The 9445-nt window shown below is 46.9% G+C and carries 10 protein-coding genes; 7 read left to right on the top strand and 3 right to left on the bottom strand.

Annotation, left to right across the window (positions count from 1 at the left end):
* The coding region (locus G451_RS0117200) for a transposase (RefSeq protein ID WP_027185236.1) at window positions 1-277 on the top strand (277 nt) is incomplete at its 5' end.
* Window positions 278-304: 27 nt separating this feature from the next.
* On the opposite strand, the gene G451_RS0117195 is transcribed toward G451_RS0117200, so the two are convergent.
* From G451_RS0117195 to G451_RS30020, 3 genes are read right to left on the bottom strand one after another with little or no spacing between them, the layout of a single operon-like run.
* Complete coding sequence (locus tag G451_RS0117195; RefSeq protein WP_027185235.1) at window positions 305-727, bottom strand: nuclear transport factor 2 family protein; 423 nt, start codon at window positions 725-727, stop codon at window positions 305-307.
* A 59-nt stretch (window positions 728-786) separates the two neighbouring features.
* Window positions 787-1182, bottom strand: coding sequence for a nuclear transport factor 2 family protein (locus G451_RS0117190; protein ID WP_027185234.1), 396 nt, complete (start codon window positions 1180-1182; stop codon window positions 787-789).
* Complete coding sequence (locus tag G451_RS30020; protein ID WP_051261612.1) at window positions 1154-2542, bottom strand: MmgE/PrpD family protein; 1389 nt, start codon at window positions 2540-2542, stop codon at window positions 1154-1156. The genes G451_RS0117190 and G451_RS30020 overlap by 29 nt, the downstream gene beginning before the upstream one ends.
* A gap of 711 nt (window positions 2543-3253) precedes the next feature.
* On the opposite strand from G451_RS30020, the gene G451_RS0117175 reads away from it, so the two are divergent.
* The 6 genes from G451_RS0117175 to G451_RS0117150 all read left to right on the top strand — a co-directional run bounded on the left by G451_RS0117175 (window position 3254) and on the right by G451_RS0117150 (window position 9341).
* Window positions 3254-3508 carry a hypothetical protein gene (locus G451_RS0117175; protein WP_027185233.1) on the top strand — a complete coding sequence of 85 codons (255 nt, stop codon included), beginning with the start codon at window positions 3254-3256 and terminating at the stop codon, window positions 3506-3508.
* A gap of 46 nt (window positions 3509-3554) precedes the next feature.
* A complete protein-coding gene (locus tag G451_RS0117170) occupies window positions 3555-4025 on the top strand; it encodes a hypothetical protein (RefSeq protein ID WP_027185232.1) in 471 nt (156 codons plus the stop codon).
* A 62-nt stretch (window positions 4026-4087) separates the two neighbouring features.
* Entirely contained in the window at window positions 4088-5467 is a 1380-nt protein-coding gene (locus G451_RS0117165; RefSeq protein ID WP_027185231.1) for a hypothetical protein, read from the top strand.
* Window positions 5468-5771: 304 nt separating this feature from the next.
* On the top strand, window positions 5772-7589 hold the full coding sequence (gene sctC / locus G451_RS0117160; RefSeq protein ID WP_027185230.1) for a type III secretion system outer membrane ring subunit SctC: 1818 nt from the start codon (window positions 5772-5774) through the stop codon (window positions 7587-7589).
* A 43-nt stretch (window positions 7590-7632) separates the two neighbouring features.
* A complete protein-coding gene (gene sctD / locus G451_RS0117155) occupies window positions 7633-9120 on the top strand; it encodes a type III secretion system inner membrane ring subunit SctD (protein ID WP_027185229.1) in 1488 nt (495 codons plus the stop codon).
* Window positions 9114-9341: a hypothetical protein gene (locus G451_RS0117150; protein ID WP_027185228.1), complete on the top strand. Its 228-nt coding sequence runs from the start codon at window positions 9114-9116 to the stop codon at window positions 9339-9341. The genes sctD and G451_RS0117150 overlap by 7 nt, the downstream gene beginning before the upstream one ends.
* Window positions 9342-9445: the final 104 nt, after the last annotated feature.

Below are 9445 nucleotides of genomic sequence, written 5' to 3'. Positions count from 1 at the left end.
ATACGCAGCGTTTTCCGCAGAAGAAGCCAGACGCCTTGCGCAACGCCTTGAAATACACCATACCCCCAAGCATGGGAGTTGGTTGAACATTGCTGAAACAGAATTGAGCGCCTTGAAACGTCAGTGCCTTGCCGGCCGGATTGATTGTATTGAGAGAATGCGTACCCAAGTCCAGGCATGGAACGAAGATAGAAACAACCGCCAGTCACAGGTCGACTGGAGATTTACGACCAAGGATGCGCGCATCAAGTTAAAGCGCCTGTATCCGAAATTTTAAATTATACTATGTACTAGTTCGAGACTGTTATTCTTTGCCATACATTTTGGCTAAATCTATGGTGTCCCTATCTGTAAAACGACGGTAAACCCGAGCGTGTACGATTTTGTTGTTTTCGATATTGTAGAATCCTGTATCGTAGAAAATTTCTTTCTCACCTTTTTTTCGGTCTTTGATGTAAAATCCATCTTTGATGGCAATAAGTTCTATTTGCAGCTCAACGGCGACGAGATTATCTTTTTTGATGTAGTGTATGAGGGTAATTTCTTCTTTAACGACAGCACTTAAAACTTGAGAAAAATGGTCTGCAAGATTTTGCGCGCCATGTATTGTATAGCCTGTCTTTTCAAAGATGGCGTCTTCGGCATAATACTTCGGAACGAAGTCGTAAAAATTTCCAGAATTGAAATCATGAAGGTATTTGTGAAATCCTTCTTGTGTATCAATCATTTTTTCTCCACGGTATTGAGGTTATTTTTGACAATAAATCAACCTCGACGAACAAACATTTAGTTGAATTTTGTGTATACACGACATGATGAAATCGTGCCATCATTATCAAATGTATATACATCAGCACACCAAAATTCGACGATACTTCCCTCTGGATATGATTTACCCCAAAATTCACCATCTTCCAAGAACTCCATGGTAATGGGAACCTCCAGATAGGCTGTGTTTTCTCCGAATACGACATTGTGTGGTTTACCAAGAGTTTCCTTAATGGCAGCATGATACGTACACCAGTACGCTTCCATGGCCTGGCGTCCTTGTACGGTCTGTTCCGAGGCGTTCCAGATACAGTCATCGTGAATATACTGAAAGAGAGTATCCCAGTCGCGGGTATTGTATGCCTGAAAAAAAGCTTCGAAATCTTCAGCTGTCCGAATGGGCTTCTTCGCCATGTGATATCTCCTGTTGTAAAGGAGCGAGGAACCAACGGAGTTCCTGTTCTGATTCCAATGACCAGATTCGACGAATAATATCTCGGGCGGTCTGCTTGTCAGTCAAATACGCAAGATAGCTTTCTGCCTTGGCCGTGATGTCTTCATCGCTCAACGGTGTATGCGGGTCTCCTTTCGGATACTCCAAAGAAGCTTCAAGTGGAGGACCTTCTTCACTATGCACCACAATGCGACATGGGGATTTCAGCGGATACGATGTCGTCATATCCGGGTCTTCATGTAAAATAATCTTGGACATGATGTTTTTGAGCGTGGAAGTCTGAGCTGCCTCATCGCTGAACGTATTGTAGTCGATGGTCCCCCACAACAATGCAGCAGCTACACAATAGGGGAGTGAATGGGTTCTTCCCGCACGACTCATCGGGTTTGCGGAATCGGGTGTTCCAGCTTGAATCATGGCCATATGGTAATTCCATACCTCCACATGGCGCACACGGGTAATATCAAGCTGCACAAAGCGCGAATGGAGCTCCAGAGCCGTGTCAATGGCTGTTTGGCAGAAGACGAGCGCTTGCCACCGTTTGAATACGATCCGGTTAAGATCGGGCAATGTTTCCATGAATGAAGAGACATGCGGCAGAAAGCGATCTATCCCGGCTTCCCCGCGATAGATATCCACGGGACCTTGCAATCCTGCACGTGCCATAATTGCTGCGCTGACTCCGCGCATGGCGCACGATGCATATGTACAGTGTTTCCAGTCCGTAATAACGCCAACTCCCGCTTGATTTGGATTCAACCCCATGGCGCCAGCCATGCGTTGCACCTCTATGAGTTCTTTGGGTGTCAATTCCAAGATATGTCCTGTGATCAGAGCCGTGTAAACACCCGAAGCCGCATCATGATCAAAGCCGCCGCCTTCCGGATTGTAGTAATCAGAGAATGCACAGGATAATATATAGGCTATCGCGGTTCCACGCAGAAATTGTTCTCCGTTGAGGTCTCGCCAGTCCGCAAGGGTGAGCATTAAAGAAAGATTGTCCGAGGGGTGGTTCCCCCCCATGTGATCAGGAGACAGATAAGTATTAACCAAGTCGCTTCTCCGACCCAAGATACCATTCATAAAAACGGCATGAATTAACTGCGTCTTGCGGCCGGTGCCCCAAGCAACGACACCATGATCATCCGGAAAAAAGGCCGTATAGTGTTTAAACTTCTCGATCAGCGAAGTGTCCAATAACGAAGCGCAAATCCCTGCGAAGGAGTCCAAAATATTGCGTTTGAGGATGGTTCGTATTTCATCTGACAATTCTTGTTTCTGTAATTCAAGAATTTTTTCAGCAATTAATTTTTCTAGCACCGAAACAACCTCCATATAAAGTTATGCTCGGGTACTATTACATGATTTATTGCATTGTATCACGCATAATTAAATCAATGCATACTTTTGTTGCGATTCCAGTCATAATGATTGGTTAAATATCTGTCGGATATAATGCTTCATGTGTTTTTGATTTCTCACTTATGAAAACAACATGTCGATTTTCATTGATAATACGATCATAATCTGTATCGTAGCGCATTAAACAAGGTTTGTACTATTTTAGGGGGAAACGCCTATGCCGCAAAACTTGATGGGGTACAGAATTTTTATAATCACACTGTGTAGAAGTGATCGGTGTCCAAAAAGTAAATGACAATGTGTTCATGGGCATGTATTTCATACTGAACTGGTTTGTTTATGGACTATACGAAATATAATAATAAGGGCAATTAAAAATTCGTTGAGAAATTTCAATATATGCAAATACATGGTTAAGAAAATTTGATAATGTATGGTTGAGTCATACCATATTGTGTCTGTACTTTTTTTTCATAATGTCACGATTTGAATCGTTTGAGTATTATTATTTTTACAATAACAGAGATCGGTGTAGAATTTCTTTCTATACCCATATTTCTATCTTGACTTTGACTTGCCTAGACATATGGTTCATTTTACTCGCTAATGGTACACCTTTTATTGCTTGGAGTCCGAAGGGCAATGAATTCATTAAAGGAGGACTACGGTATGAATACAGCTGAAGCCCTGCGTCTCGCAAAAGAATCACAAGAGGCTTTTGAGAAATTGCGTGTTTTAAAAAAAGAGCAGGATGAAAAGATAGAGGCGTTGTGCGCCGAAGCGGAAAAGTTAGTCCCTTTGGTTGATATTCATCTCCCCTGGGACTCGTTGAACGATGATCAAAAAAAACAAGCGAATAAGCTCGTTAAAGATCTGGGTCTCGAAGACACACATTCTGCCGACGTGGTTCGAATTCAAGCATAATGTCGGCGGGTTCGGATTAAAATTTTTTTCAGAAGCGAGGGGATATATGGTTGAACAGCAAACCGCTCAAAAAGGATACGCTCCTGAACAAGTGCAGAAGGTTCTCGACGGCGAGATAACAATTAAGGAAGCGTTAAAGCTCGACGACTCAATTGAAGAGGCGATGTATTTACTTGCTTACACCAAAATGCAGTCTGGTCATTGGGGGGAGGCATTTCAGGCGCTCGGTGTCCTCTCTGCGCTTAACCCCGCGGACCCACGGTATCCCAAAGGCATGGGAGTATGCCTTCAGCAGATTGGTCAATATGGACCGGCGGCATTCTATTTTTTATGGTCCAATGCCATTGATGAGTCAGATCCGTCACCTCTTCTGGATGTGGCGCAGTGCTACACTGCAGACGGCGACAACGATCATGCTCGGATGGCGTTGGAGCTTTTTTTGAAGAAAGCGAATGAACTTGGCGGCTACGAGGACAAAGTGAGCCAGGCCGAAGTCATGATGGCGAATATTTTCTAAGATCAATCCTCGCGCTCAAACTGAATTGAGGCATTCGTTTCACAACCATAAGGAGTGAACAAATGGTTGATGGTATATCGACACAAAATTTGAGCAGCTCGTCACAAATGATCATGCAAGATGGTCAACTGGACAAGCAAGTAACGACGGAAGAAAAGGTAATGCAGCAGTTGTCGCCGGATAAGATGAAGATATCATATGAAACGGTGACAAAGCTGTTCAACCCATCGGCTCAGGGGTCGGGGGCTATGGCGGAAATCGGCCAGCCCAAGATGGATGTCATTAAGTCCTGCAACGAATACAAGGCCGGCACCTTTGACGCCAAGTTTCACCATGCGATGGACGATGTCGGGCATTTCTTCGGTGATATGTGGGGAGATATCTGCAAAGGCGCGAGCTTTCTATTGTTGAAGTTACCCAATGAAATCGTGCACGGTGCCTCGGAAGTCATAGGCGACATCACGCCCTTTTTGCAGGCCGCTGCTCCGATGCTGGCTATGATTCCAGGTTGGGGAACTGTGGCGGCAGGCATCGCTGAAGGCGTCGTAAAGCTTAACCCCGAGGTTGAAAAGTTATCTGGTATGGGAGAGAAGCTTGGCACGGATTTGACCAACTACGGCAATAAGGTGCTCGAAGACTCTTCAAAGCTTGGTTCCACCGCCAGTCCTTTCGCCACGCAGGCGGCAAAGTTAGCGAAGAAGTTGACCAGCGAAACAGGCCCCGGTCCCGCCATACCGTCCAATACGGTTTCTTCCAAAATGCCTCAAGGTACTGTGGGAATAACTACCCCGGACTCGACTACGCTTTCTTCCAAAGTGCCTCAAGGTACTGTGGGAATAACAACCTCGGACTCGACTAACCCGTATGCCAATATGTTCAGCGCCATGTCCCGCGTCTTCACCCATGATCTGACCGAGGCAGGGAAGGCCGCAGGAAAGAAGACGGGCAAAAAGGATGTGAAAGTGTTGCCTAACGGGCAGTTCGAAGTTGGTGGTAAAGCTGTGGACTTTTCTGGCCTAATGCTGATGCTGGGCGTTGCCAACTTGAAGAACGAGGATAGCCAGCTCGCAAACATGTATAATGAGACCGAGGCCAAAAATCAGAAGATGCAGACGCTTAACTCGGCGCTGGCTACAGTCAATTCGGTCGCCTCTGAGAAGAGCCCAAGCTTAAGCACCTCGCAGCAGGCGGCTCTGGAGAAGCTGGCCAAAGACGGCGGCGTCACCTTCCCCAATGGTTTTTCGTTCACGAAGCCGACTCAGTCTGACTTAAAAACGTTGGAACAGAACATCAGCTCGGCCATCAGCAGTCAGTCTGGTGAAAATCAGATTCAGATGATGAAGCTAAACCAAGCTGCGTCCGCGCGTAGCACCATCGTGCAGCAGGTCTCCTCGCTTATGCAGACCGCGCAACAAGCAGCCCAGGCAGCTGCAAGGGGATAGTTGTTTTTTGCTCTATCAAAAACAATGCAACCTTGTATATTGCGCTGCATTATATAGCCTATGCATAAGATTTTGACTTTGAGGGCTAATCCTCAGCATTCATGCTGAGGACAAAATAACAGTAATCTCACACACGCGCCGAAGACGAGAAGAATGTTTTCGGCGCGTGGAATTTCAGTACATGGGGAGTAAAACCTTGTAAGAAGGGTGGAATGGTGGTATTTGGCTCGCAATTACGTCGTATCTGTCCAAAATAGTTACACTTGCGTTGTTTAATTTGTTATCGTCCTGGTTATAAAATAATATGCGAGCCCTTTGCCTCCGTGTGGTGTTTATCGCCCTTGTCCTAGCCCCTCTCATCGTCTATTCCAGCGCGCAAAGTCGACCATGGGTAAAGGGATCTTTTACCTATGTTGCGGACAATGTTTCTCTTCGCGATCTGTTGCAAGATTTCTGTAAAGCGCAAGGGGTCACGGGAGTCATCAGTTCCTCCATTACAGGACATGTATCGGGGAATTTCGACACTATTCCTTCCAGTGATTTTCTGTCAATAGTCACTAAAAATTATGGGCTTTCGTATTATTATGACGGAAGCAATGTGTTCTTTTATAAGAACACAGAGAATAAAAGCGAACTCATTAACCTAGGAATTCTTTCCCCTGGTCGACTTATGAGTATGCTTCAATCTCTTGGAGTATATGACCCGCGTTATCCATGGCGTGAATGGCCGGAGGGAAAAGTTATCTTTCTCTCTGGGCCGCCTCGATATGTTGAGCTGGTGGCTACACTCGCCAAGCAATATGGTGAGGCTGCCTTAGAAGAGAAGGTTATGCGAGCCTTCCGCTTGAAGCATGCCTGGGCGGGAGATCATGAAGTGCAGCTTATGGACAAGCAAGTTACCGTTCCGGGTATGGCGACACTGCTACGAGAGATGGTTACTGGACAGAACGCCCTTGATGCCGACGATGACGCTTCTCAGTCTACAGAAACGTCTTTAAAGCTTAAAGATCTTACTGGCGCTAACGATGCGACGGACCCAGCCCAGGCGATTAGCAAGATTCAGACAGGCGGGGTTGTCGACACCGGTCCAGGCTCTAGTTCCGTGAACCAGGGACCGCGCATTCTTGCCGACCAGCGACTGAATGCTGTCATTGTGTGGGATGTGCGCGAGAAAATGCCGTACTATGCAGCGATGATCCGCGAACTGGATGTGCCGGTGAATTTGGTAGAAATCAAGGCCGTGATCATGGATGTTGCCGTAGACAAACTTCGAGAATTGGGTGTGAGCTGGGTGGTGAAAACACCTCCCGAAGGAGGTTCCACTGTCGGTGTTGTCGGCGGTGCGAATGTCGGTACAGACGGTTCAGCGGATGATTTACTGGATGTTGCGGGAGAAGGCCTCAATTTATCCACCATCTATTCTAAAAGTCTCACGCAGATCATGGCACAGGTACATGCTCTGGAAAGCGACGGACAAGCGAAAGTCTTGTCACGTCCTTCTGTGCTTACGATGGACAACATTCAGGCGCAGATGGAGTCCTCACAGACTTTTTATGTGCGTGTACCAGGAACGTATGATACTGATTTATATAAAGTCACAGCCGGTACTGTTCTTAGAGTGACACCTCATCTTGTAGAAGAACACGGTGAACGCAAAATCAAGCTACTGCTGAACATTGAGGATGGAACCCCGGACTCCGGAGAAACCGTAGACGAAATTCCTACGGTTAAAAAAAGCATGATCAATACGGAAGCAATCGTTCCTCCCGGCCAGAGCCTGATTATCGGTGGTCAATACTATGAAGAGATGGAAGTAAAAGACGAAGGCATTCCGTTTCTCAAAGATATTCCTTATCTCGGTACGCTTTTTGGTAAAGAGACCAAAACCGTCAATCGTCGGGAACGTATTTTTATCATTACCCCAAAGTTTGTCGATTACCGACAACATCAGGTTGATGACTTCAAAGAGGAGTTCGTTGTCTCTATGGTGGATAAGAAGAATCCTACGGAGACGGACGCATCCAAGACCGAGGCTACGCAAGGTGTCTTTAAAGACGACTGGGAGCAGTCGGGGTGGGGTGGCTGTTCGCGACGTCCCAGACCTTCTCAAACGACGCCGTAACCCTTGTGCCCATGATGGGTGCCAGGAAAACGCAGAGTGAGACATGCCTGGCGAAGAACTGGTTCTAAAAATTCTCACCGGGCCCCATGCAGGCGCTGAGATCTCCCTTAAAGACGGCGACTACGTCCTTGGGGCGAGTGATGATTGCGACTTTGCTCTGGCAGATTCGGCGCTGGCCGAACACCACATGAGCATTTCCATTTGTGATGGCGTTTGTAGCGTCTCCCCGATGGATGGCGTCGTTATGCTGAATGGCGAGCAAATTTCTCAAGAGACGACGATCCCCCCATTTATACCGCTCGTCGTAGGCGGAACAACGCTTTGTCTCGGGCCGGAGGATGAGCCTTGGCCGCAGATTCCTCTCGGTGAGCTGATATCGCCACCTACAAAGCAGGACGAACCTCAACCTGTCGATACCTCTGACGAAACGGCTTCACAAGATGTAGCCTCTTCAATTCCTGCTACTTCCGTCGACCTCAGTCCATCTGAAGATTCGACTTCTATCGACGATAACGATGCGTCTCCTTTTGACCAATCTTTTGGGATTGATCGTTTTCGACGGTTTGTGAGCAAGCCGACGGGTGCCATCGTGTTAGGTATTGCTACGGTACTGTTTGTCTTCATTATATTGTTCAGCTTGCGACTTCTCTCCACATCTACAGAGATGGAGCATGTTCGAGAGACGTCCCGCTTGTTGCATAACGCGGGCTTTACGGGGCTGCGCGTGACGGAGGGGGGGGACGGCGAAATATTGGTTAAAGGCCGTGTCGCCGACGATAAAAGCTTAGTATTATTGCGTAAAATTGTAGACTCAAGTCGCTATCCACTTCACTTGGATGTCGATACCGCCAAAGAGAGTGCAGAGAAGTTGGAGCATTGGCTCAATGCCAAAAGTACCCCTCTGCACGTTGAAGCAGCGCGCTCCGGCACCGTTAAGGTGCTTGGCTTCGCAGCAACAATGGATGTTTTAGAAAAGCTGCTCAATGAAGCGCAACGCGAACTCGACGATTTGGGAAGTATAGAAACCAATATTGCCACTTATGAACAGGTGGGACCGGAATTGGATTCGCTGCTTGCTTCTGAGGGGCTGGAAGGGATGGTTAAAGTTGAGGTTGAAGATTTCTTCATCAATGTAGAGACGGCTTTCGGCAGAGAACTCGAACCTGCATGGATGCGAGTACGGCAAGCTCTTGATGAAATGTATCCTTTTCAAGTGCCTTTACGAGTCAAACATGTAAAGGTGGAACGAGCAAGGGATGAGACACAGGAGGCGCTTGAAGCAGCCGAAAACGCTGAGGGCACTAAGGATGAGGGAAAAGGATTTTTTTCGGTCGAAAGCTGGAAAACAGTTCGTTCTGTGTCCCTTACCACGATACCCATGGCGTATATTGACGGCGCTGGCCAGTTTCACGAGCTTGGCTCGCTTTTGCCGAACGGTTTTCGTGTGAGTGAAGTGACACCAAATGGTGTGGTGTTGATCAAGCAAGATAACATGATCTTTTTACCCGTAGGGAGGGGGCAAACATGGTGAATATCTATGACGGCGATATCAGCGTCATCATCGAACAGGATGCCAGTGGTTCAACATTACGGGCGATCAAAGATGAAATCGCACAGGCCAAGGCTGTATTACAACGTAAAATCGACGCCGGACTATCTGTTAAAGATTTCCAGGCTGCGGATGGCCTCAAAAAATGTTTTGATGCTGCTGAGACAGGGGTACAGTCCATGTGGGACGCGAAACACGAGTAAATGAATTTTACTTCATTCATTGGACGCGTGGTGATAAGATTATTTTCCATTTGTGGAATTCGGTATTAATATACTTGAGAACACGTCATATGGGAAAACATCAC

The sequence above is a fragment of the Desulfovibrio inopinatus DSM 10711 genome (assembly GCF_000429305.1).
Taxonomy (GTDB): Bacteria; Desulfobacterota; Desulfovibrionia; order Desulfovibrionales; family Desulfovibrionaceae; genus Alteridesulfovibrio; species Alteridesulfovibrio inopinatus.
The sequence above is the reverse complement of the archived record's forward strand: the minus strand, read 5'-3'. Positions and strand labels throughout refer to the sequence as shown.